Source organism: Segatella copri (genome assembly GCF_003465495.1).
Taxonomy (GTDB): Bacteria; Bacteroidota; Bacteroidia; order Bacteroidales; family Bacteroidaceae; genus Prevotella; species Prevotella copri_G.
In genome coordinates, this window is sequence record NZ_QSAV01000002.1 from 88,158 (window position 1) to 111,214 (window position 23,057).

A 23,057-nucleotide genomic window follows, 5' to 3' on the forward strand; every position below is an offset into this window, starting at 1 on the left:
GTATAAGAAAAAAATAGTATTTAATCTAATGACAAGCAGTAATAAAGTTAAAGGCTTTGCGGCGGGCATTGTTGCCGCAGTATGTTATGGTACCAATCCTTTGGGCACGCTCGAACTCTATGGCGACGGATTCAATTCCAGTTCTGTACTCATCTATCGTTATCTCTTGGCGGTACTGATGTTTGCCGTGGTGATGCTGTTTCGCAAGGAGAGTTTCAAGGTGAAGTGGGGACATCTGATTCGTCTTGGCGTGCTGGGCTGCATGTTTTCGCTCTCATCAGCTACGCTTTATGTCAGTTTCCATTATATGGCGGCAGGTATTGCCAGCACCATCCTCTTCGTTTATCCTATTATGACAGCCATCCTGATGACGGTCTTCTTCCACGAGAAGGTAACGTGGTCTACCTCGCTTGCCATTCTTCTGGCGGTATCGGGAGTAGGATTGCTCTATCAGGGCGATGGAAACGATAAGTTGAGCACGGCGGGTTTTGCCCTCGTCATGTGTTCATCCCTGCTCTATGCCCTTTACATCATCTCCATCAACCAATGGAAGAATCCGGGCATGTCGAACATCAAGTTTACCTTTTATATATTAGTCTTCGGACTGCTTACGATGTTTGTCTATTCGTTTATTGCAGGCGAGCCGATACAGATTCTGCAAACACCTAAACAATGGCTCTGTGCTGCCCAGCTGGCTTTGTTGCCAACGGTATTGTCGCTTTTCTTCATGACCATCTCCATCAATCTCATCGGCAGCACGCCAGCCGCCATCATGGGAGCCCTGGAGCCTGTAACGGCGGTAATCATCGGCGTCTGCATTTTCGGCGAGAGCTTCTCTCTGCAGTTGGCGATAGGCATCCTCGCTATCCTGGCTGGCGTAACGATTATCATCGCAAGAAAGAAAGGGTAAAAGGGTAAAAAGAAGAAAAAATCCTCGCTCGAAAAAGAACTCGAACGAGGATTTTTTATCTGTTCTAGCCGCAAGCAAATAGGCTCGCAAGCCGCCAGCAGGCGTTAAGATGATTATCTCAGGATATCCTTCAGCGCAAAGTTGGCGAGGATGCTGGTGCTCTGGCTCAGCATGCGGATGAACTCCTGGGCTGAGTTTTTCATGTAAGCATCTTTCAGAATGTGGATGCAGCCATCCATTTCGTTGTCGGCAGCATCGATAGGAATCGCCTTCATGCCGTTCTGCAGAATGGTGGTCGATTCGGAGAGAATGGTCACCAGATTGCTGCGGCTCAGAAGGTCGAAGATGATGTTTACATTATTCACCTCTACCATAATCTTGTAGTTCAAATCTTTGCCCTCTACCATGTGATCAAAGGCGTTGCGTGCCTGCAGACCCTTGCAAGGAAGGATGAGGTCGTAACGCTCCAGATCGGAAAGCTTGACCGATGAAAGGCGCGCCAGCGGATGATTCACGTTCACGATGGCGGCAAGACGGTTGCTGAAAATAGCTCGGCTGTCTACCGCCTTCTCGTTCTTCAGAGGCTTGAAAGCCAAAACGAGGTCGAGTTCGCGCTTCTTCAGGCCGTCCATCAGTTCCTGCATGGTGCGGTATTGGATGTTGAGCTTTACATGAGGATAGGTGTGGAGAAAGGCGATGAGCGTCTCGGACATGATGTTGCTGAAGGAGAACGTTACGCCGATGTTCAGTTCGCCTGTAAGCATTTCCTTCAGATCGTTCATGTGGTCTACACAGGCTTCGGCAGAATTGACCGCATTTTGGGCATAAGGTCTCAATTCCTTGCCCGCCTCTGTGAGGTAAACCTCATGAGAATTGCGCTCGAAGAGAGGCAGACCTATCTCCTGTTCCAGATGCGAAATCTGCTGTGAGAGGGTGCTCTGGGTGATGTATAACTTGCGCGAAGCTTCTGAGAAGTTGAGCGTCTCGGCTACCTTCAAGAAATATTTCAGTTGTCGTATTTCCATATTGTTCCTTTATTGAAGCTATCGGCTATAGAAATAACCGATAGCTAAATTTGGGTGCAAAGATAAAACATTTATTTTAATATTCTCTTTTTTTGAAGAATAAAATGATGTTTTATCGCATCTCTACTTCTTTTTATCCGGTTATCATCCGATGAAAAACTGATTTCCAATCAGATGATTATTTGATTTCTACTTCGTGCAAATCTACGAATTCGCCATTCTTCTTCTTTCTTTCTACCAGCATGGCAAGCAGCTTGCGCTTACGGTTGTCGGCGATGAAACGGCGGAAGAATACGTTTGGAATTGCCACACCCAGGGCGATGCAGATGATGGCGAGCGAAGCCTTGATGAGGTTGTTCATACCCACGGTTACTTCGCCTATCACGCCATGTATGTCGATGAAGGCAAAGAGGGCGCGATACATCAGAACTCCCGGTACCATTGGGATAACGCTAGGAATGGTGATGCATTGGTGAGGGGTATGGAACCAATGGCGCGCCTTGATCACAATGATGCTGATGAGCGCAGAACCGGCAAGCGAACCGATGCTCAGACCCATGTCGAGACCGATGTTGCCGTTAGATGGACCCAGATTGACGAAATTGCGGAAGCATACGGCGATGATACCACCCACGGCTACAACCGGCAACAGACGGCGAGGTATGCTGAAGATGGTAGAGAAACCCATGGCCGATACGGCAGCTGCGATGGCAAACTCCCAGTATTCGTGATGAGGAGTCATCGTAAGATCCTTCACAAAGTTGTCGATATGGCAAACCTGGATGGCGAAGGCGATACCGAAAGCCATCGCGAAGAGCATCAGCAGGGTGTTCAGGGCACGAACCATTCCCACCTCAATATATCCGTCGAGCATATCGCACACAAAGTTGATGAGTGGAACTCCCGGCACGATGAAGAGGGCACACGCCATCAGCGGATGCCAAGGGGTATCTGAATGCATGAAGGCTGGAACCGCTTCGGCAATAGATGGGTTGAGCGAAAGGAATGAGGTCAACCAGGCTATCAGAGTGGCTACGAAAGCCGAAATTCCGATGGCTACATAGTTGTTGCAGCCCTTGGTTGGCAAGAACATTCTCAGGCGGAAACCCAGAATGGCTGCAAGCGAACAGAAGAAGAAGGCTGGCCAGTCGCAACCGAACTGGATGCAGAATCCGCCGCAGGCAAAACCGCCGCCGATGGCTACCTGCCAAGGGGTGAAGCTGCGTGGGGTGGCCTTGATGTCGTTCAGGGCCTGCTCATACTGTTCGAGCGAATAGTTATCCTTGATGGCCTTCCAGGTGAGCTTACTTACCTGGGAAATAGAGGTGAGGTTGATACCATGCTTCTCGCATCTCTGGAACTTGGAGAAGGAATGCTCCTCGTCGCTATAGTTTACCATCAGCACGTTCCAGTTGATGTAAAGGTGCATGTATCGCTCGTCGAGACCGAGGAAAGCTGCTGCACGCTTCATGGTTCGCATGATGCGGGATGTGTCGGCAGCACTCTCCATGAGAATGCTACCGGTACGTAATAATAAGTCGAGTTTTCTTCTGAGTTCTGATTCTGCTATTTCCTTGCAGTTGCAGTTATCTTCTACGCAAGCGCAGGTTTTCAATTCTTTTTCTGTCATATATGTTTATCCGAATACAAAAATAATAATCTGAATGGTTACAATTCTGAGGAACATGGCGAACGGATATACATTCGCATAGCCTACTGTTGGCGCATCTGCCGAAGTCTGCTCACGTACGTAAGCCAGGGCAGAAGGGTTGGTGTTGGCACCTGCCAATACGCCGAGTAATGTATAATAGTTGATGTGGAACACGAGCTTGCCGATGATGCCGCCCAGAATGATTGGTATCATGGTGATGGCGATGCCGTAGAGTATCCAGGTCAGTCCGCTTTCTGATGCTACGGTCTGGATAAACTGTTCGCCTGTGCCGAGACCCACGCAAGCCAGGAAAATGCAGATTCCGATTTCGCGAAGCATCAGGTTGGCTGAAATGGTATTGTAGGTAACGAGGTTGTATTTCGGTCCGAAATAACCTATCAGAATGGCTACTACCAATGGGCCGCCGGTAAGTCCGAGACGCAGATTCTCGTTGATGCCTGGGATGAAGAACGGAATGTTGGCTACAATACAACCCAGCATGATGCCCAGGAAGATAGGGATGAGGTTAGGGTAGTTCAGACGTTTCATCTGGTTACCCAGCACCTTCTCGGTATGAGCGATGGCGAGTTCCTTGCCCACTACGGTTACGCGGTCGCCCAACTGGAGTTTCAGGTCTGGGGTTGCGATGAGGTCTACACCATTTCTGTTTACGCGGGTAATGTTGGCGCCAAGGTTGCTTCTAATCTGCAACTGGCTGATGCTCTTGCCGTTGATGCCCGGCTTGGTAATCAGGATTCGGCGGTTGATGAGTTCGCTGCTGAATTCCTCGTCCTTTACGTCAACCTTCTCGCCGAGCAGGGCGATGATAGGTTCTTCTACGGTAGGATGAGCCACAATCTGCAGAATGTCGCCCTCTTCTATCACGGTCTGTCCGTTAACTACCTCGTCCTGGCGTTCGCCGTTGTTACGGATAATCTTAGAAACCATGAAGTCGCGCTTCAGCAGATAGCGGATCTGCTTGACGGTATCTTTGAAAACCATCTGGTTAGAAACCTTTACGGCGAAGGTGTTCAGGGTCATCGCTTCAAGATGTCCCTTGCCTCGCTTAGCTTCCTCCTCTTCCTTCTGCTTGTCTACGCATAGCGCGAACCTTAATATAATGAAACTGAGGATAACGCCAAGCACACCCATAGGATAGGCGATGGCATAGCCGGCTGCGATGGATGGGGCGTCGATGTGGCGCAGGTCGCTGAATGCCTGCTGGGCTGCACCCAATCCAGGAGTGTTGGTTACGGCACCCGAAAGGATACCTGCCATAGAGGTGATGGATGTTCCCGAAAATGAGAAGATAACTAAGGTAGTAATGATACTCAGGGCCACAACAATCATGCTGAGCAGGTTGAGACTCTTGCCGCCGTTCTTGAACGAAGCGAAGAAGCCCGGACCTACCTCCAGACCGATAGAGTAGACAAAGAGGATCAAGCCAAATTCCTTGAGGAAGTGGAGCAGATGCTCGTCAAGGTTGAGAGAGAAATGTCCAAAGATAAGACCGATGAACAGAATCCAAGCCAAGCCCAGGGAAACACCTTTTACTCTGAGCTTACCTAAACACAAACCCAAGGCGATGACCAGCGAAAGAATCATCACAGAGTGGGCTACTCCGCCTCCCCAAAGGTCTGGGAAGCCATAAAATAGATTTTTTAAAATCTCCATTTTTCTTTATCTATTAATGTAAATACTGAATTTTCAAAAACATTCTTTCTTATCGATTTCTGAAATCGATTGCAAAGGTATAGATAAAAACGAAAGCAAAACTCGTTTTATGTTTAAAAGCTACGAATGCGGCTATAAGTGTTTTCTATAGCGAAAATAGGCTTTGCGGGCTTTTCTTTTCTCTTTCTTATGCATTTCTAGCCCTTTCTATGCTCATTATATCAGTTTTTTTTCGTAATTTTGCAACCGGATTATTATAAACAGGAAAGAATATGCTGAATATTGACGAAATAAAGGATAAGAGAATTGCCGTGCTCCTTTCGGGAGGCGTCGACAGTTCGGTTGTGGTTTGGGAGTTTGCCCAGCTGGGCCTGCATCCTGATTGCTTCTACATCAAGATTGGTCCTGAGGAGAAAGAGGAGTGGGACTGCTCTTCGGAGGAGGACCTGGAGATGGCTACGGCTGTGGCTAGAAAGTATGGGTGCAAGCTGCAAGTGGTTGACTGCCATCATGAATATTGGAACGAGGTAACCCGTTATACGATGGAGAAGGTGAAGGCTGGTTTTACGCCTAATCCGGACGTGATGTGCAACCGCCTGATTAAGTTTGGTGCCTTCGATGAGAAGATGGGTCACAACTACGACCTCATCGCCACGGGGCATTATGCGCAGACCGAAACGGATGAAAATGGCGATAAATGGCTTGTCACGAGTCCTGATCCTGTGAAAGACCAGACCGATTTCCTGGCTCAGATAGAGAGTTGGCAATTGAAAAAAGCGATTTTCCCTATCGGCCATCATATCAAGAATGAGGTTCGCGAGATAGCCGAAGAGGAGCATCTGATAAATGCCAAGCGCAAGGACAGTCAGGGAATCTGCTTCCTGGGACAGATAAATTATAATGATTATATCCGCCGTTATCTGGGCGAGAAGCCGGGCGATGTCATAGAGATGGAGACGGGCAAGCGCATAGGCGAGCACAAGGGTTTGTGGTTTCATACCATCGGCCAGCGCAAGGGCTTGGGCTTTGGCGGCGGTCCCTGGTTCGTGATTAAGAAGGATGTAGAGAACAACATCCTGTATGTGAGTCATGGTTATGATCCGCAGTCGGCATACAAGAAGGATTTTCCTCTCCATGATTTCCATTTCCTCACACGCGAGGTTGCGATGCAGAAGGTAACTTTCAAGATTCGTCATACGCCGGAGTATCATCCTGCTACGATAGAAAAGCTGGAAGACGGCCGCTGGATGATTCATTCAGAAGAGGCGATTCATGGTGTGGCTCCCGGCCAGTTCTGTGTAGTTTATGATGAGCATCATCATCGTTGCTATGGCTCGGGCGAGATTACGGTATAAATATTTTAAATTGAAAAAAGGGATGAGTCATCAATCTGATATTTTGATGATTCATCCCTTTTGTTTTATCTGTTTTTACCCTTCCCCGATAATGCTGTCCAGCAACTCCTGGCAGGCATCTTCGAGAAGCGTGATGACGAGCTCGAAGTCGCTATAGTCGCCATAATACGGATCGGGAACGGTGGTGTATTCGCGATGATGGGTCAGAAAATCGGCCATGCGCACTACTTTTTTCCTATCAGACTCTGAAGAAGCCATGGAGGTAATGGCACGGTAGTTTTCGTTGTCCATTACCACGATGGTTTCGAAACGGGCGAAGTCTGACTTCTGGAACTGGCGGGCATGGCTGTTGAAATTGTAGCCATGCTCGGCGCCACATTTGCGCATGCGGCTGTCGGGCAACTGACCTACGTGCCAGCCCCCGATGCCCGCAGAATCGATTTCAAACTCATCCTGAAGCCCCGCTTTTTCTACAAGACTCTTCATGATTCCCTCGGCTGCCGGAGAGCGGCAGATGTTGCCCAGGCAGATAAATAATACGGTATGTTTACCTTTCTTTGTCATGTTGCTAACTTTTTTTGTTTGCAAAGTTAGCATAAATCTCTGTATTATGCAAGATTTTTCTTCATTTTTCTTCCCACAAATTCTTAATTCTCACTTTATTTCCGTATATTTGCAGCCAAAAAAAGCACATGACAACAACACTTATCATATTGGTTATTACGGTAGCCCTATTCATCTGGGGCAGGGTGAGGGCCGACATCGTGGCGCTTACCGCCCTGGCTGCACTCCTGGTTCTGGGTATCCTGACACCTGCCGAGGCGCTGGCGGGCTTTTCTTCGCCCATCGTCATCATGATGATAGGACTCTTCGTGGTGGGTGGAGCTATCATGCAGACCGGACTTGCCAAGCTTATGGGCAATAAGCTCATGGCGCTCTCGCGCGGCAACGAAACCATTACCTTCCTGCTCGTAATGCTCGTTACCTCCTTTATCGGCGCCTTCGTGAGCAATACCGGAACGGTGGCCCTCATGATGCCTATCATCATGAGTATAGCTGCGGGCTCGGGCATGCAGTCGTCGCGTTTCCTCATGCCGCTCGCCTTTGCCGGAAGTCTGGGCGGAATGCTCACCCTCATCGGTACGCCGCCCAACCTGGTTATCGATGAAGTATTGACCGAGGGCGGTTATCAGCCGCTTGCTTTCTTCAGCTTCTTCCCTGTGGGCATCATCGTCATCGCCATCGGCATCATCGTGCTCATGCCGCTCAGCAAAATCTTCCTCAGCAAAAAGCAGAGCGGTAAGAAAAAGAAGCAGGGCAAATCGCTTGATGACCTGGTAGACGAATATCAGCTGCTCGATAATCTGCATCGCTACATCGTGCCTAGCCGACGCTCTTCTGCCGCCCTCGACGAGAATGGCGAGCAGATGGATATCGTGGGCAAAACCCTGAAGGATCTGAGCATCCAGAAGAAATATGGCGTGAGTATCATCGAGATAAGAAACGAGAAGAAATCACGACTGGGACTGGTGAAGGATGTGAGCCAGAACATGGCGAAGAGCAGCAGCACCATTCAGGTTCACGATACCTTATATATAATAGGTGAGGAGGAGAAGATGAAACGCTTTGCCAGCGATTACGGCCTTAGGAAGATGAAGGATGTGAAGATTGATTTCTACGACCTGGGACTGACCGAAATCGTGGTGATGCCTACGTCTAATTTCGCCGGTCTGCGCATAGGCGATGCCAACCTGCGCAAGCGTTTCGGCATCAACGTGCTGGGCGTAAAGCGGGGCGATGAATATATTACCGACAATCTGATAGCCACCAAGCTGCATGTGGGCGATATGCTCCTGGTGCAGGGCGAATGGACCAATCTGGCTCATCTGGCTAACGATACGAGCAACTGGGTGGTTATCGACCAGCCAGAGAAGACTGCCGACAAGGTGCTCTTGGATTATAAGGCGCCTGTGGCGGCTGCCATCATGCTGCTGATGATTGTGATGATGGTATTCGATTTCATTCCTGTGGCTCCGGTCACGGCGGTCATCATCGCCGGACTGCTGACCGTCTTTGCCGGATGTTTCCGGAATGTGGAGGCGGCTTACAAGACCATCAACTGGGAGAGTATCGTGCTGATTGCCGCCATGATGCCGATGTCTACGGCGCTTGAGAAGACGGGTGCTTCTGCCTTGGTTTCTCAGGGGCTGGTAGAGAGTTTGGGTTCGATGGGACCTACAGCTCTCTTGGCAGGTATCTACTTCACCACTTCTCTGATGACGATGTTTATCAGCAATACTGCCACGGCTGTGCTGATGGCTCCTATTGCCCTGGTGGCGGCCCAGCAGGTAGGTGTGAGTCCTTATTCCTTCCTCTTTGCGGTTACGTTGGGCGCCAGCATGTGCTTTGCCTCTCCGTTCTCCACGCCTCCTAATGCGCTGGTGATGAAGGCGGGTGGCTATACGTTTATGGATTACGTGAAGGTAGGTTTGCCTCTGCAGATTATCATCGGCATTGTGATGACCTTCGTTCTTCCGCTTCTGTTTCCTTACTAAGGATTTTTGATATCAAAATAAAAGCCCCTGATGTTTTTCCCGCATTGGGGGCTCTTTTTTTATCGGGTTAAATCAGGCTTTTTTATTTTCCCAATTTGGGAGATTTTTTTCTCCAACTGGGCTAGTGATTTTGCGCGCTTTCTGAATCACGATGCAAAGATACGAAATCCCGTTTTGTCAGTTGTGCGATAGCGTGCGATGCCGTGCGATAGCGGAACATTTTTCTCCAATCTCTTTTCTTCGTGTTCACGGAAGTTGGGACAGATAGTTTCAGCGATGTTGGACAGTTGTTCCTTATAATAGCCCGAATCGGCAACAAGATAGGTCTTCATACGGTATGATTTCCCCTAATTGAGGGCGGAATACTGAAAAATAGCCCCATTTATCTCCACTTCGAGTATCGGGAAGAGCATCGCAAATAAGGGTTCCTGCATGTCTTTTGATGCCTGAGAGAGCAAAAGTTGCACCTATTCGATGCCTTTTCCCGGCTTTTTCATCGTCGGAGCGGTTGAAATGGGGATATTGTACTTCAAATTCTTAGTCTCTATTTCTACATAATTTATTGATTATGAGCCTTATAGAGAGAAGTGGGGTTGGGCGGAGCGTTCCAGTTCCAGTTGTTCCAATTATTTTTTTGAGCGTTCCATTCCACCTTTTTATATATATAACTATCTATATATTAAGTAGTTATAGAGTCTCTATAAAGGGATATTGTCCTATGGAAACCTATTTGGAACAATTGGAACAACTGGAACAACTGGAACGCTTGCCCGAAAATCATTTCTGTTTTGATCCTGTTACCAGCCTCCCCGAAGTCCCCATTTTCTCTAGAAAGCCTCGACTCCGTTTTATCAGTTTTTACCCCTGCCGCTGAATGATTTCCTATCTTTGCTGCGTGTTTGAAAAATAACCTTTTCTTATGCCTTTGCAGAGTACCCGGCAAGCATGGACCTACCTTTTATGCCGCAAAGTTAAGATTATTATTTGGAATGAGCAAAGATTTTGGGGCTTTTTCTTGGTGGTTTATCAAAAAATGAGTAGTTTTGTGCTCCAGACTTCCAGCACTCTGATGCTGGTGGATGCGGGCGGAGGAAACGGAATACTGGCGCAGCTGAAGAAGGTGAATGTTCAGATTTCTGATATTCATCACCTCTTCGTTACCCATGCGTATACCGACCATGTGTTGGGTGTGATCTGGGTAATCCGAATGGTGGCACAATGTAAGGGATATGAGGGATTGCTGCATGTGTATGGAAACGATAAGGTGATGAAGGTTATCAAGACCATCATCGATATGATTCTTGCCAAGAAGCAACTGGCTAAGGTGGCTGAAAGGGTGGTGTTCCATCAGCTGGAAGATGGCGATTGTTTCGAAGTGGGGGATATGAAGCTGGAATGCTTTGATATTCAGTCTACTAAGGAAAAGCAGTTCGGATTCCGAGCTGAGTTGCCTTCTTCTGATGAATCGGGTAAGCCTTTGGTCTTGGCGTGCCTGGGCGATGAGCCTTATAACGAGCAGAACCGACGCTACATAGTAGGGGCTGACTGGATGATGTGTGAGGCGTTCTGCCTCTATGCCGACCGCGATACGTTCAAGCCTTATGAGAAATGCCACAGTACGGCGCTTGATGCCGGAAAACTGGCGGAGGAACTGGGCGTGAAGAATCTTATCCTGTATCATACGGAGGAGAAAACGCTTGCTAATCGTAAAGAAAATTATACCCGTGAAGCTGCCGAGAACTTCAAGGGTAGAATCTTCGTTCCAGATGATTTGGAGGTGATAGAGCTGTAGGATTTTCTTTGTCCCACAGATTTCTTTGTCCCACAGATTTCACAGATTTACACAGATTCTTGACCTGTTCGGTCTTTGGATAAAAAGGCACGCAGATTTCGTAGATTTTTTTGTTTGGATATTTGGGGAATTTCCCTCCCGATTATGGCAAGAATGAATCTGTGTAAATCTGTGGAATCTGTGGGACTTTTGAAGAGACTCACTTTTTCAGTCTTTTTTTATACGCTTCTCCCTGCCTTTTTAATACGCTTCTCCCTGCTCTATTTCTTCCTGCGTAATGCGCTTGCGATCGATGGCGCGCCAGGCAAAGACGATGTAGGCGAGCACGAACGGGATGAGGAGGGAAACTATCGCCATGGTGCGGAGCGTGAACTCGCTGCTGCAACTGTTGGCGAGAGTGAGCGAACTCTGAAGGTCGATGTTGGATGGATAGTAGGCGGTATTGTTCCAGCCGGCTATCAGCAGCAGAACCAACACGGTAAGCACGGTTCCGATGCCCGTAAACCAGATTCCCTTTCTATACAGCACGCTCCTCGATGACTTGAAAATGCCGAAAAGAACGAGTACTACACCTATTAATAATATTACAAGCAAGATTGGCATCTCCAGAAGATTGTGAAGATACTTCATGCTCTCTATCGTAATGTCGGAAGAAGAAGTGCTGAATCCGTCCTTTACCAGTAATCTGATGAGGAATGGCAGGAAGAACAATAGGAAGAGCAGGGCATTCCATGGCAACTGGCGGGTACAGCGCTCCTGAATCTGCTGGTGCTCAATGTTGTTCTTGATGTAGAGCATGCCCAGGATGCGGGCTAGCATCAGTACGGCAAGTCCCAGCACTACGTTCCATGGGTCGAGCAGGGCATCGAGACCATGACTGGCGTTTGCCCAGCGGCTGATGACGGGTTGCAGACTGTTGGTAATATTGCCCTTGTCTATCAGAAAATTGCTGCCGTTGAAGAAGGTGGCTACGGCTCCGCCAAGAAGCAGCGGACCCATGATGCCGTTGATGATGAGGCAAATTTGAAAGGTCTTCGGTCCAAGAAAATTACCTATCTTGTTCTGGAATTCATAGCTCACGGCTTGAATCACAAACGAGAAAAGGATAATCATCCACAGCCAGTAGGCTCCGCCGAAACTGGTGCTGTAGAACAGCGGGAACGAGGCGAAGAAGGCTCCACCGAAGGTGACGAGCGTGGTGAAGGTGAACTCCCATTTTCGTCCCGTAGAGTTGATGATGAGACGACGCTCTTCTTCCGTTTTTCCCAAACAGAAAATCAAGGTGTTGGCTCCCTGTACAAACATGAGAAACACCAGCAGGGCTCCTAATAATGATACGAGGAACCACCAGTATGATTGCAAAAATTCGTATGTCATAATGCTAATGTCATAAAGTTAATTCATAATCTTAAGTTTATCATCTTAAGTTTTTATTCATATTCCGGTCCTTTCTTAATCTGTTTCACCAGGATGCTGATTTCCACGGCAAGCATGGTGGTGAAGAGTGCCAGGAAGATGAAGAAGGTGGTGGCCACGCTGCCTGCCTCGATGTCGGAGATGGCGGCACTTACTGGCAGCAGGTCTTGGATGGTCCAAGGCTGGCGACCGATTTCTGCTACTATCCAGCCCGATTCTGAGGCGATGTAAGCCAGCGGAATCATGATGATGGCGGAAATGAGGAACCATCGGTATTGGGCGATTTCCTTCTTATAGACCAGGAATAGGCTGAGGGCGAAGAAGAGGATGAGCAGGCAGCCTACTCCCACCATCAGGCGGAAGGCGTAGAAGCAGATCGGGATGCTCGGTACCAGTTCCTTGGCGTCCTTGATGTAACCATATCCGAAGTATTTCATGTTCTCCTTTAAGATAGGAAGCTGGTCTTGCGCCTTGGTTTCGCGATAGGTTTTCAGGGCAACAATCGCCTTCTTGCCCCGGGCTATCTTTTCCTGCGCGGATGGTTCTCGGGTGCCATCCTCTTTAGTGTAACCCTTGATAATATCATTCACGCCTGGCACGTAGCCATCGGCTGTGCGGGTGGCTAAGAACGAGAGCATGTTAGGGATGGCGATGCGCATGGCTGGCTCCTGTTCGTTTTCGTAATCGGGCTGCTGGAAGGGGTGAACGGCTGCTATCGCCGTGAGGCTTTCGCCGTTTCCACCATTATATAATGCTTCCATCGCAGCCAGTTTCATCGGCTGCACCTGTGCCACCCGATAGGCGGAATTGTCGCCGGTCATCGCAGCCAGCAGGGTGGCGATGAGTCCTACTCCGGCACCCATCTTGATGCTCGCCTTCGCCAGCTGGGTTTCTCTCTTTTTCAGTAGATACCAGCAACTTACGGCTACCACGAAGGTGGCGCCGATGATCCAGGAGGAAGTAACGGTATGGGTGAACTTGTTGATGGCGAATGGCGAGAGTGCCACATCCATAAACGAAGTCATCTCGAAGCGCATGGTGTCGGGATTAAATTCCTGCCCTACAGGATATTGCATCCAGGCGTTGGCTACGAGAATCCACCAGGCAGAAATGGTGGCGCCAAGTCCCGTGAGCCAGGTGGAGGCAAGGTGGAAGCCCCGGCTCACCTTATCCCAGCCGAAGAACATCACGGCTACGAAGGTGCTCTCCATGAAGAATGCCAGGATGCCTTCGATGGCTAGGGGAGCGCCGAATACGTCACCCACGAACCAGGAGTAATTGCTCCAGTTGGTGCCGAATTCAAACTCCAGAATGATGCCTGTGGCAACGCCCATGGCGAAGTTGACGCCAAAGAGTTTTTGCCAGAAACGGGTTACGTGCTTCCAGAACGGCTTGTTGGTGCGGTAGTAGCATGTTTCGGCGATGCCCATGATTACTGCCAGTCCCAGAGTGAGCGGCACGAACAGCCAATGGTAGATGGCCGTGAGTGCGAATTGCGCCCTCGACCAGTCGATGGTGGCTGATGTAATGTCTAACAATAGATTTGTCATCATAGTTGAATGGTTTTAGAATTGTTATTATATAATGTTTTTGTATTTCTTTCGATGTGAAGGTTGCGGGGATTCTGAGTCTTATCTGTTCAGAATTTCCTTGGAAACGAAGCCAGCCTTGTCTCCGTTCTTGGCATTCGTATTGATAAAATCAGGAAAGAAAAAGAGCTTGAGCACCAGGAAGATAATGGCAAGCTTGATGAGGATGATAGCCCAGAGCGTCTTGCCCAGGGTCATCGTCCTGAAACCATCGTAATAGAGATGGAAAATCCGGGACAGCAGTCCTTGTTTCATCGGTTTTACATCCGTTTTCATCAGGTTTTTATCCTTTTTCTTCTGCATAAGCACTCCTTCTTAAAAAATCTGCTGCAAATCTACAATAAAATTATGTAACTACCAAATATTTTGTTGAAAAAGTTACAAAAAAATATTTTTAGGTATCCCATAAGGGAGTTATTTTAAAGTTTTTCTTTTTTTTTATGAGATAAGTCTTGCCGTTTCATCAGAATTCATTATCTTTGTCCCCTAAAACATAGAAACATTTTAATCAGAAATAATCAGAAGAAATAATGAATATAGAATCTGTTAGAGAGTATTGCCTCTCGCTTCCCCTCGTAGCTGAGGCTTTTCCTTTTGATGAGCGGACCTTGGTGTTTCGCATTTTGGGCAAGATCTTTGCCTGTGTTGACCTGGAGCGCCCCGAGTGGGTTACGATGAAATGTAATGCCGATTATGCCCTCGAACTCCGGGAAGTGCATCCCGAAATAGAAGGCGCATGGCATTGGAATAAGAAATACTGGAATCAGGTAAACCTTTATGGCACGCTGGAAGATGATTTCATCCAGGCCCTGATTCGCCACAGTTATTCCGAAGTGGTGAAGAAACTCAAGAAACAGGAAAAGCTTGAGCATCCTGAAATCATGGAGGTGGTGGAGTAGTTTCTACCACTCCACCTTATCGTTGAGAATCACGCCGTCGGTTGCATCTTCGGCTGTAAAGGTTTCGGCCTTATACTGCACGCAGAGCATCACGAGTGGTTCTGTACCGTTGTTGCGAACAGAGCGCTTGCCGGCTGGTGCTACTCTCACCACGCTTCCCTCCTGAATAGGGAATACCTTGCCATCCACCTGGAACTCGCCCTTGCCGCTGAGGAAGAAATACAGTTCCTCATGGTTCTTGTGGGTGTGGAGGAATCCTGTCTCTGTGCCAGGAGCAAAGCTTTGGAATGAGAACTCACCACCAGTAGCGTTCACGCTCTGACCTCCGAATACCTTTCCGGGAATCTTAATCTCAGGACCCATCTCTAAGGTGTAATCCTTGATTTCACTCATCTTGCCAAAATCTGTGGCTGTGAAGTTTTCAGCCTTTGCAATAATCTTTGTTTCTTTCATCTTGTCTGTTATTTTTAAATGTTTATATTTTTTTTTTTTTCTTTTTGTGAATACTTCTGTTTTCTGCTTTCATTTCTGAATTGTGCTGCAAAGATACTGCGAAAAACCGGTTCCTGCAAGAGGGCACTTGGGGGTAAGATGGTTACTGGGAGGTAACTATTGCGTGGGAATGGGAGTAAGAAAAATGAAGCGTTAACTTAGATTAACTTGGTATGTTTGGTTTCTTTTCGGATATTAGTTACTTTTGTAGCCTATTGCAGAATATTGTAGAGTTTTGCAGAACATTATAGATTTTTGTAGAATATAAAGAAGATAGATTATGGGAAGAATGATAAAAGAAATGGTAGTACAGGACTGTCCTATCCGTAACGTTCTGTCGCGCGTTTGCGACAAGTGGTCTCTACTGGTAATCTACACCCTGAAATATCATCAGGATGGCCCCCTCCGGTTTAATGCCCTGCGTAAGCTGATTCCGGATATTTCTCAGAAAATGCTTACCAGCACGTTAAAATCGTTGGAGGCTGATGGCTACGTTACCCGCAAGGCTTATGCCGAAGTGCCGCCAAGAGTGGAGTATTCTCTCACACCCCGTGCTGAAACCCTTATTCCTGTTATGGATCATCTGATAGAATGGGCGCTGGATAACATGGCTGTGATTCTGAAGGATAGGGATAAGGCAGCAGGCTGATTTCCAAGATGAGATTTCCTGAAGAATATTCCAAGATGAGATTTCCGGAAAATCATTCATTTTTTCTGTAGTTGGGGTAATGCGTGTTTTCGGGAATCTTCGTATCTTTGCACCCAGAAATCATAATTAAAACTGTAAGAAAATGTATATTGAGAAAATAAAGTCACCAGCCGACTTGAAGAAGCTGGATTTGAAGGAACTGCAGGTGGTGGCTGATGAAACCAGACAGGCTGTGCTGAACCGTGTGAGCAAGCATGGCGGTCATGTGGGACCGAACCTGGGATTCGTAGAGGCTACCGTGGCGCTTCACTACGTTTTTGATGCGCCAAAGGATAAGCTCGTGTTTGACGTAAGCCACCAATGCTATCCGCATAAGGTGCTCACCGGACGAGCTGCGGGATTCCTCGGCGATGTGGACGACATGAATGCCATTTCGGGCTATTCTTCTCCTGCCGAATGTCCGGAGTATGATAACTTTGAGGTGGGGCATACTTCCACTTCCGTGAGTCTTGCCACCGGTTTGCAGAAGGCGCGCGACGTCAAGGGAACCGATGAGAACATCATCGCCATTATCGGCGACGGCTCCCTTTCTGGCGGCGAGGCTTTCGAGGGACTGGATGAGGCTTCGGAACTCGGCACGGGCATTATCATCGTGGTGAACGACAACGAAATGTCTATCGCCGAAAATCATGGCGGAATCTACAAGAACCTGCGTGCCTTGCGCCAGAGCAACGGCACCTGCGAGCACAACTGGTTCAAGGCGTGGGGCTTTGAATACAAGTACCTGGAAGAGGGTAACGACATCGAAAAACTCATCCAGGTTTTCAAGAGCGTGAAGGATACGGATAAGCCTACCGTGGTTCACATTCATACAGAGAAAGGTCATGGATTTGCACCAGCCGTAGCCAACAAGGAGGCTTGGCATTGGGGAATGCCTTTCAATCTGGAAGACGGTTCGCGACCAAGAAGGAATGCCGATGGAACCCTCCCGGAGGTTGCTCCAACAGAGGATTACGGTACATTATTCTCCGACTGGATGCTGGGCGAGATGAAGCAGGATAAGACCCTCATCGCCGTAACCGCCGGTACACCTACCGCAGGTGGCTTTACTGCCGATAAGCGCCAACTGGCTGGCAATCAGCACATCGATATGGGAATCGCCGAAGAGCAGGCGGTAGCGATGACTTCGGGAATGGCGAAGGGTGGATTGCATCCTGTCTGGACCGTTTACAGCACCTTCATCCAACGTACCTACGACCAGATAGCGCAAGACCTCTGCATCAATTCCAATCCAGCCGTAATCAACGTGGTAGGAGGCGGAGTGAACTCGATGAACGACATCACCCACATCTGCCTTTTCGATATTCCGATGCTCTGCAGCATTCCGGGGCTCATCTATCTGGCTCCAACCACCTGCGAGGAGTATTTCGCCATGCTCCGCTGGAGCATTCTGCAGGATAAGAAACCTATCGCCATCCGCGTGCCAAGCAATGGCGTGGTTCATACGTCAGAAGCCGTTGATGCTGAGTATGGCTATGAGGCAAAGTACAAGGTGATGCACCAGGGCGAGAAGGTGGCAGTCATCGCCGCCGGTTCGTTCTATCAGAAGGGCGAGAATGTAGTCCGCTTGTTGGCTGATAAGGGCATCGATGCTACGCTCATCAATCCCCGTTATCTGAATGAGGTGGATGCCGAGACGCTGGATAGCCTGAAGGCAAACCATCAGTTGGTGGTAACCCTGGAGGATGGTTCGAAGGATGGCGGATTCGGAGAGCGCATCGCCTCTTACTATGCCACTTCAGAAATGAAGGTGATGGTGGGCGGCATCAGGAAGGGACTCTATGACAGATACGATGTGAAGAAGTTGCTTTCGGATAATCGCCTGCTCGATGAGCAGATTGTGGAAGACGTTTTGTTAGTAATTAATGATTAATTATTAGTTAGTCGGCATAGTTAGTTTTTATTTTACGAGAAATCCAAGCCGGAGTATGAACTCTAGCTTGGATTTCTTCTGTTTTATCATCGAATGTTTGTCTTAATCCCAGTCATTATCTCAATCATCATCGTCATCATCATCATCCCAATCTCTATCGTGCTTCCACTTCTTCTTGTCGTGCTTCCACTTCTTGTCGTGCTTGTGATGCTTGTGATACTTGTGATGCTTGTCCGGCTTTCCAGGTCCATAAGTTACATGGGTTCCGCCTGGCCATCCCGGTCTTCCGTAGCTGCACTCAGGGCGAGGACGGCGCTTGTCGTGTCCCCAGTTATGCTTTGGATACTTGGTGTAAATATGGTGAACATACACATGATTCTGCCAGCCGATAGGGCGATAGAAATAGTATGAGTTCTTGAATCTCTTCCATTGTCTGGCGGTCATCATGCGCTTGAGCTGCTTGTTGCGATAATGCCAGCCGTAGGCATCAATGTCGCGATAGCTGCGGATGCCATTGAGATAATTGAGATTGATGTTCAGGATGCTGTTGCGCTGGGCGCTGCTCAATCCCAGTTCCACCACCATCTTATCTGTGATAAAACGGGCTTCTGCCTGAATATTTGTCAGTCTCTGAGCATTCATAGATGTAATCATCATCCATACTGCTACCAATGTCATAATCATTCTTTTCATAACTATCTTCTCTTTAAAGGGTTATTACTGCATTTATTTATTTCTGGTGCAAAGAAAGTGCAAACGAGCACAATGAAAGCTTGCTTTCAAATTGTCGAGTGCAGCCTTTCTTCTAACGTAGTGCAAAGATAGAGAGAATAGCTGAAAACAACAAGGGGAAAACCATAAACCAGCGTATGATTTTCCCTAAAAGCATCGGGGAAACTCCTGTAATAAGATTGTAGTATCTTTTATCTGCTAATTAAAATCCTTGTAACCTCATTGACACATAATACCCCTACCTTTGCACCCGAAATTTAACAGGTATTACCTCGAAAGGGGAAATCTTTAATAAAAGTATTATAGTCAGATAAAGAAAAAATGGAAAAGAAAGTATCGGGTAAGCATAGCAGCATGAATGGCTTTGCTATGATGAAAGGTAGAGTAGCAACTGTAGTTTTGGCTTCGGCTTTATTGTTGGGTGGAGGCTTGACTGCACAGGCGCAAAACGCAGCATTAACCACCTGTTCTCAGAGTGCAGCAACCGCAATTCCGCAGAATCCAAACTGGAAGGCGAATGCTGCCGAATGGCAGAAACTGAAGGGCGAAATCACCCTCTACATGACCAATGATATGGGTCGCAACGGCTACTACGACCAGAAGCCTATCGCCGAACTGATGGGCGAGATGGCGGGCACAGTAGATCCTGAATGCGTACTTGCCGTGGGCGACATCCACCATTTCAATGGCGTGACTTCTACACAGGACCCTCTGTGGCTTACCAATTACGAATATGTTTATTCTCATCCCGACCTGATGCTCGACTGGTTCCCGGTTTGTGGAAACCATGAGTATCGTGGTAATACTCAGGCTTTTATGGAATACGGTAAGGTGAGCCGCCGCTGGATGATGTCAGCCAAATATTATACCAAGGTGTTTGACCACAAGGGAACTACCATCCGTGTCATCTTCCTCGACACCACACCTCTTATCGATTCTTACCGCAAGAATTCAGAAATCTATCCTGATGCCTGCAAGCAGGATGCAGAGGCTCAGCTTTCATGGCTCGACGAAACCCTGAAGAATGCCAAGGAAGACTGGGTCATCGTGGTAGGCCATCATCCTATTTACGCCTACACCACGAAGAAGGAGAATGAGCGCCTCGACATGCAGAAGCGCCTTCTGCCTATCTTCCATAAATATAATAATGTGGCGATTTATGCCTGCGGTCACATCCACAACTTCCAGCACATCCAGAAGAAGGGCGATAACATCGACTACGTAGTCAATTCCTCTTCATCTCTGGCTCGTCCTGTGAAGCCTATCGATGGCACCGTGTTCTGCAGTCCAGCCGATGGTTTCTCTGTATTTACAGCAGATAAGAAGCAGCTCAGAATGTCGATGATTGACAAGGATGGAAAAATCATCCACACGGTTTTAAAGGTAAAAAAGTAAAAAGGTAAAAAGAGCTTTAACCCCTTTGCACCCCCGTTCCCAGCGATTCCATCGCTGGTCTCCAAGTTTTTATATTAAAGGAAAAGAAGCTTTTTTGCGAAAAGAAACGAATGAAGATTTCAATAGCGATATAGATGAAAAGATTTTTACTGAGTGCGGCGCTTCTTGCCGCAGCGACTACCGCCATCCAGGCACATACGCTGGATGGTATAGTCAAGGATAACAAAACGGGCGAACCCCTCATCGGAACCGTAATCCGAGTAAAGGAGCTGCCCAACGTGAGTACCACTACCGGACTTGATGGTACTTTCACCCTGCATGAATTGCCTGATAAAGGCAAGTTTACCATCATCGTTTCCTACATGTCGTACAAGACCAGGGAGATGGTAGTAGATGTGGCAAAGAAAGACAAGGTGGATATTCCGATGGAGGAAGACTTGAAGCAGTTGGGCGAAGTGGTGGTTACCGGTCATCGTGAATACCGCAGCGACCGCAGCGCCATAGAAACCGTGAAGAATGCCGGCAACGTGCTCAACGTGATGAGCCAGCAGAGCATCCAGCTTTCGCCTGATGTCAACGTGGCGAGCGTTCTGCAGCGTGTATCGGGTGTCACCATGGAGCGTGATGCATCGGGCGAGGCTTCCTACGCCATCCTCCGAGGCATGGACAAGCGATACAACTACACCCTGGTAAACGGCGTGAAGATTCCTAGTCCGGATGATAAAAACCGTTACATCCCATTGAATATCTTCCCTTCAGATCTGATGGACCGCCTCGTGGTTTCCAAGTCTCTGACTGCCGATATGGAAGGCGATGCAGCCGGCGGCGTGGTGGATATGGTGATGAAGGATGCCCCATCCCGCTTCCAGATTCAGGCGAATGCTGCCATCGGAGCAAGTGATTATTTCTGGAAGGATGGCAGAGATTATCTTACCAGCAACCGCTCTGATTATACAAAGAAATCTCCTTACGAGGCTTTCGGAAAAGACTACAAGGCGCAGATGAGCGATTTCAGGAACGGTCCTGTTCAGTTGAAGAGCCATTCTCTTCCTGCTCCTAACTTCATAGGAGGTCTGAGCATCGGCAACCGCTTCTGGAACGACCGCCTGGGCGTGATGCTTGCCGGAAGCGTGCAGAATGTTTTCCGTGGCACCGAGCGCACCTACAATTCCGTAAAGATGGCTTCGGGCGAACAGACCATGTACATTTCCAATCTGCAGCATCGCTACTATAGCATCCACGACCTTACTGCGGGTGCTCACGCCAAGTTCGACTTAACCCTGCCTGGCCACAAGCTGGAATGGTACAACATGTATGTGCGCACTAATTCCAAAGGCACCAGATATAACAATAGCGTCAACACCGAATACATCGGAGCCGACAGCTACACCCAGGATGATGAGGTGCGTTCTCTCTCAACCACCCAGAGCATCTTTGCCACCAATCTGAAGGGTACGCATCATCTTACCAAGGATTTTACCATAGATTGGTCGGGCGTATTCTCGCAGGCTAAGGAGGAAGATCCGGATAGAACTTACGTTACCCTGACGAATACCGTGAGCAGAAAAGCCGAGAATGGCGGCGATGTCGTTTCGGGTTCCATCTGGGAAGGCGACAAGAACATCACAAAGACTCTGCCTAAAAGTGCCGAACGCCGATTCCAGCACAACAAGGATACCGACTGGGCGGGTTACATCAACCTCTCTTACGATACCCGTTTCGCCAACTCTGTGGAGGCACTCTGGAAGGCGGGAGCGCAGTATCGCAGAAAGGAACGCAGCAACAGATATTATTCTTACATCTTCAATCCTGCCGACATCTCGCAGCGATTGGATGGCAACGGAATAGACCAGTTTGCTCACATCGATTGGGTTTGCAAGACTCCTTATTCTCAGGCTTCGCAGCTCAACTACGATTCCAAGGAGCACATCGGTGGAGCCTACGCCATGGTAACCCTGAAGAGCGAGGTGGGCGAACTGAATGCCGGTTTCCGAGCCGAGCACACCAACCAGATTTATACCATGCTCCAGCACTTCCGCAACATGGGACAGGTGGGCGAGCAGAGCTACTGGGATTATCTGCCATCGGCATCCATCAAGTGGACGCCAACCAGGAAGATGAACGTGCGTCTCTCTTACTATCGCTCCATCAACCGTCCGGGCTTCTACGAGATAGTGCCTTATCAGATTCAGGGAGAGGAGTATCAGGAAAAAGGTAATCCAAACCTGAAGCGTGCCCGCATCGACAACATCGACCTGCGCTGGGAGTGGTTCCCAAGCAAGACCGAGCAGATTCTTGCCGGCGTATTCTATAAGTATCTGAAAGACCCTATAGAGCAGGTGTTCGTAACATCGGATGGCAAGATTGGCGCCGGAACCGATGCCTACTACATGCCGGATAACCTGGGTAATGCCAGGAACATGGGCTTCGAAATCGACGTGATCAAGTACATCCGCCACTTCGGAGTAAAGGCGAATTATACTTACACCCATTCTGAAATCACCACCTCAAAGCGTGAGTACAAGGAGGGGAGTGCCGAGTATAAATCGGGTGTAACCCAGACCCGTCCGCTGGTTAACCAGGCTCCTCATACCGCCAACATCTCCTTATTATATAAGGATACGGAGCATGGCTGGAATGCGCAGCTGGCCTCTTCCTTCACGGGCACCAAGCTTGCCCTGGTTTCTCCCTTCAAGGATGCCGACCAGTGGGATAAGGCGATGTTCGGTCTCGACCTGAGTGCCGAGAAGCAATTCAAGAACGGCATCTCCATTTTCTTCAAGGCAAACAATCTGCTCGATGCCAAGCGTGAGAGATACTTGAAGACCGTGAACAAGAGCAACCTGGAGTATGAGGGCCAGAAGGGCGATAAGACCATCGTGGGAACTTATCAGTATGGCAGAACTTTCCTTCTGGGAGTAAGATACAAACTTTAAAAGGTAAAAAGGCTTTTAAAGGTAAAAAGGTAAAAAAGTAAAAAGGTAAAAAAA

18 protein-coding genes are annotated in these 23,057 nt (G+C 48.4%); 9 read left to right on the forward strand and 9 right to left on the reverse strand.

Annotated features, from left to right (window positions below; genetic code table 11):
- Positions 1-28: 28 nt before the first annotated feature.
- Positions 29-910, forward strand: a complete 882-nt coding sequence (locus tag DWV53_RS00910; protein WP_118151019.1) for a DMT family transporter — start codon at positions 29-31, stop codon at positions 908-910.
- Positions 911-1,023: 113 nt separating this feature from the next.
- On the opposite strand, the gene DWV53_RS00915 is transcribed toward DWV53_RS00910, so the two are convergent.
- The 3 genes from DWV53_RS00915 to DWV53_RS00925 all read right to left on the reverse strand — a co-directional run bounded on the left by DWV53_RS00915 (position 1,024) and on the right by DWV53_RS00925 (position 5,260).
- The gene (locus tag DWV53_RS00915; RefSeq protein ID WP_118151020.1) at positions 1,024-1,935 is read right to left on the reverse strand and encodes a LysR family transcriptional regulator; all 912 of its coding nucleotides are present in this window, start codon (positions 1,933-1,935) and stop codon (positions 1,024-1,026) included.
- 178 nt (positions 1,936-2,113) lie between these two features.
- Positions 2,114-3,565 carry a threonine/serine ThrE exporter family protein gene (locus DWV53_RS00920; protein WP_181992371.1) on the reverse strand — a complete coding sequence of 484 codons (1,452 nt, stop codon included), beginning with the start codon at positions 3,563-3,565 and terminating at the stop codon, positions 2,114-2,116.
- Between the two features lie 6 nt (positions 3,566-3,571).
- Positions 3,572-5,260, reverse strand: coding sequence for a putative transporter (locus DWV53_RS00925; RefSeq protein ID WP_118151022.1), 1,689 nt, complete (start codon positions 5,258-5,260; stop codon positions 3,572-3,574).
- 275 nt (positions 5,261-5,535) lie between these two features.
- Here DWV53_RS00925 and mnmA point away from each other — a divergent pair, with 275 nt between their 5' ends.
- Entirely contained in the window at positions 5,536-6,615 is a 1,080-nt protein-coding gene (mnmA, locus tag DWV53_RS00930; RefSeq protein WP_040552972.1) for a tRNA 2-thiouridine(34) synthase MnmA, read from the forward strand.
- A 75-nt stretch (positions 6,616-6,690) separates the two neighbouring features.
- Here mnmA and DWV53_RS00935 read toward each other — a convergent pair whose 3' ends face one another.
- Positions 6,691-7,179, reverse strand: coding sequence for a low molecular weight protein-tyrosine-phosphatase (locus tag DWV53_RS00935; RefSeq protein ID WP_119227629.1), 489 nt, complete (start codon positions 7,177-7,179; stop codon positions 6,691-6,693).
- Positions 7,180-7,307: 128 nt separating this feature from the next.
- Here DWV53_RS00935 and DWV53_RS00940 point away from each other — a divergent pair, with 128 nt between their 5' ends.
- Entirely contained in the window at positions 7,308-9,170 is a 1,863-nt protein-coding gene (locus DWV53_RS00940) for an SLC13 family permease (RefSeq protein ID WP_118151026.1), read from the forward strand.
- Between the two features lie 1,033 nt (positions 9,171-10,203).
- Entirely contained in the window at positions 10,204-10,962 is a 759-nt protein-coding gene (locus DWV53_RS00955; protein WP_118151030.1) for an MBL fold metallo-hydrolase, read from the forward strand.
- Positions 10,963-11,202: 240 nt separating this feature from the next.
- Here the strand turns inward: DWV53_RS00955 and cydB are convergent, their stop codons facing one another.
- From cydB to DWV53_RS00970, 3 genes are all read right to left on the reverse strand, one after another.
- The gene (gene cydB, locus DWV53_RS00960) at positions 11,203-12,339 is read right to left on the reverse strand and encodes a cytochrome d ubiquinol oxidase subunit II (protein ID WP_118151032.1); all 1,137 of its coding nucleotides are present in this window, start codon (positions 12,337-12,339) and stop codon (positions 11,203-11,205) included.
- 53 nt (positions 12,340-12,392) lie between these two features.
- Positions 12,393-13,928, reverse strand: a complete 1,536-nt coding sequence (locus DWV53_RS00965; protein ID WP_118151082.1) for a cytochrome ubiquinol oxidase subunit I — start codon at positions 13,926-13,928, stop codon at positions 12,393-12,395.
- Positions 13,929-14,009: 81 nt separating this feature from the next.
- Complete coding sequence (locus tag DWV53_RS00970; protein WP_259318881.1) at positions 14,010-14,270, reverse strand: DUF4492 domain-containing protein; 261 nt, start codon at positions 14,268-14,270, stop codon at positions 14,010-14,012.
- A 227-nt stretch (positions 14,271-14,497) separates the two neighbouring features.
- Between DWV53_RS00970 and DWV53_RS00975 the strand changes: the two genes are divergently transcribed.
- A complete protein-coding gene (locus DWV53_RS00975; RefSeq protein ID WP_118151034.1) occupies positions 14,498-14,866 on the forward strand; it encodes an MmcQ/YjbR family DNA-binding protein in 369 nt (122 codons plus the stop codon).
- A 3-nt stretch (positions 14,867-14,869) separates the two neighbouring features.
- Here the strand turns inward: DWV53_RS00975 and DWV53_RS00980 are convergent, their stop codons facing one another.
- Positions 14,870-15,319 (reverse strand): cupin domain-containing protein, encoded by a 450-nt coding sequence (locus DWV53_RS00980; RefSeq protein WP_022121689.1) that lies wholly within the window; start codon positions 15,317-15,319, stop codon positions 14,870-14,872.
- 319 nt (positions 15,320-15,638) lie between these two features.
- On the opposite strand from DWV53_RS00980, the gene DWV53_RS00985 reads away from it, so the two are divergent.
- Together DWV53_RS00985 and DWV53_RS00990 are read left to right on the forward strand one after the other, a co-directional pair.
- A complete protein-coding gene (locus DWV53_RS00985) occupies positions 15,639-16,007 on the forward strand; it encodes a winged helix-turn-helix transcriptional regulator (protein ID WP_118151035.1) in 369 nt (122 codons plus the stop codon).
- Between the two features lie 142 nt (positions 16,008-16,149).
- On the forward strand, positions 16,150-17,940 hold the full coding sequence (locus tag DWV53_RS00990) for a 1-deoxy-D-xylulose-5-phosphate synthase (RefSeq protein ID WP_118151037.1): 1,791 nt from the start codon (positions 16,150-16,152) through the stop codon (positions 17,938-17,940).
- 120 nt (positions 17,941-18,060) lie between these two features.
- Here DWV53_RS00990 and DWV53_RS00995 read toward each other — a convergent pair whose 3' ends face one another.
- Positions 18,061-18,633, reverse strand: coding sequence for a hypothetical protein (locus tag DWV53_RS00995; RefSeq protein ID WP_147468712.1), 573 nt, complete (start codon positions 18,631-18,633; stop codon positions 18,061-18,063).
- Positions 18,634-18,993: 360 nt separating this feature from the next.
- Between DWV53_RS00995 and DWV53_RS01000 the strand changes: the two genes are divergently transcribed.
- Both DWV53_RS01000 and DWV53_RS01005 read left to right on the forward strand, forming a co-directional pair.
- Positions 18,994-20,067, forward strand: a complete 1,074-nt coding sequence (locus DWV53_RS01000) for a metallophosphoesterase (protein WP_118151041.1) — start codon at positions 18,994-18,996, stop codon at positions 20,065-20,067.
- A gap of 134 nt (positions 20,068-20,201) precedes the next feature.
- Entirely contained in the window at positions 20,202-23,003 is a 2,802-nt protein-coding gene (locus tag DWV53_RS01005; protein WP_118151043.1) for a TonB-dependent receptor, read from the forward strand.
- Positions 23,004-23,057 lie beyond the last annotated feature (54 nt).

Coding starts and splice junctions, on each gene's coding strand:
- DWV53_RS00910 (WP_118151019.1), top strand. CDS start 29: ATGACAAGCAGTAATAAAGTTAAAGGCTTTGCGGCGGGCATTGTTGCC.
- DWV53_RS00915 (WP_118151020.1), bottom strand. CDS start 1,935: ATGGAAATACGACAACTGAAATATTTCTTGAAGGTAGCCGAGACGCTC.
- DWV53_RS00920 (WP_181992371.1), bottom strand. CDS start 3,565: ATGACAGAAAAAGAATTGAAAACCTGCGCTTGCGTAGAAGATAACTGC.
- DWV53_RS00925 (WP_118151022.1), bottom strand. CDS start 5,260: ATGGAGATTTTAAAAAATCTATTTTATGGCTTCCCAGACCTTTGGGGA.
- DWV53_RS00935 (WP_119227629.1), bottom strand. CDS start 7,179: ATGACAAAGAAAGGTAAACATACCGTATTATTTATCTGCCTGGGCAAC.
- DWV53_RS00940 (WP_118151026.1), top strand. CDS start 7,308: ATGACAACAACACTTATCATATTGGTTATTACGGTAGCCCTATTCATC.
- DWV53_RS00955 (WP_118151030.1), top strand. CDS start 10,204: ATGAGTAGTTTTGTGCTCCAGACTTCCAGCACTCTGATGCTGGTGGAT.
- cydB (WP_118151032.1), bottom strand. CDS start 12,339: ATGACATACGAATTTTTGCAATCATACTGGTGGTTCCTCGTATCATTA.
- DWV53_RS00965 (WP_118151082.1), bottom strand. CDS start 13,928: ATGACAAATCTATTGTTAGACATTACATCAGCCACCATCGACTGGTCG.
- DWV53_RS00970 (WP_259318881.1), bottom strand. CDS start 14,270: ATGCAGAAGAAAAAGGATAAAAACCTGATGAAAACGGATGTAAAACCG.
- DWV53_RS00975 (WP_118151034.1), top strand. CDS start 14,498: ATGAATATAGAATCTGTTAGAGAGTATTGCCTCTCGCTTCCCCTCGTA.
- DWV53_RS00980 (WP_022121689.1), bottom strand. CDS start 15,319: ATGAAAGAAACAAAGATTATTGCAAAGGCTGAAAACTTCACAGCCACA.
- DWV53_RS00985 (WP_118151035.1), top strand. CDS start 15,639: ATGGGAAGAATGATAAAAGAAATGGTAGTACAGGACTGTCCTATCCGT.
- DWV53_RS00990 (WP_118151037.1), top strand. CDS start 16,150: ATGTATATTGAGAAAATAAAGTCACCAGCCGACTTGAAGAAGCTGGAT.
- DWV53_RS00995 (WP_147468712.1), bottom strand. CDS start 18,633: ATGAAAAGAATGATTATGACATTGGTAGCAGTATGGATGATGATTACA.
- DWV53_RS01000 (WP_118151041.1), top strand. CDS start 18,994: ATGGAAAAGAAAGTATCGGGTAAGCATAGCAGCATGAATGGCTTTGCT.
- DWV53_RS01005 (WP_118151043.1), top strand. CDS start 20,202: ATGAAAAGATTTTTACTGAGTGCGGCGCTTCTTGCCGCAGCGACTACC.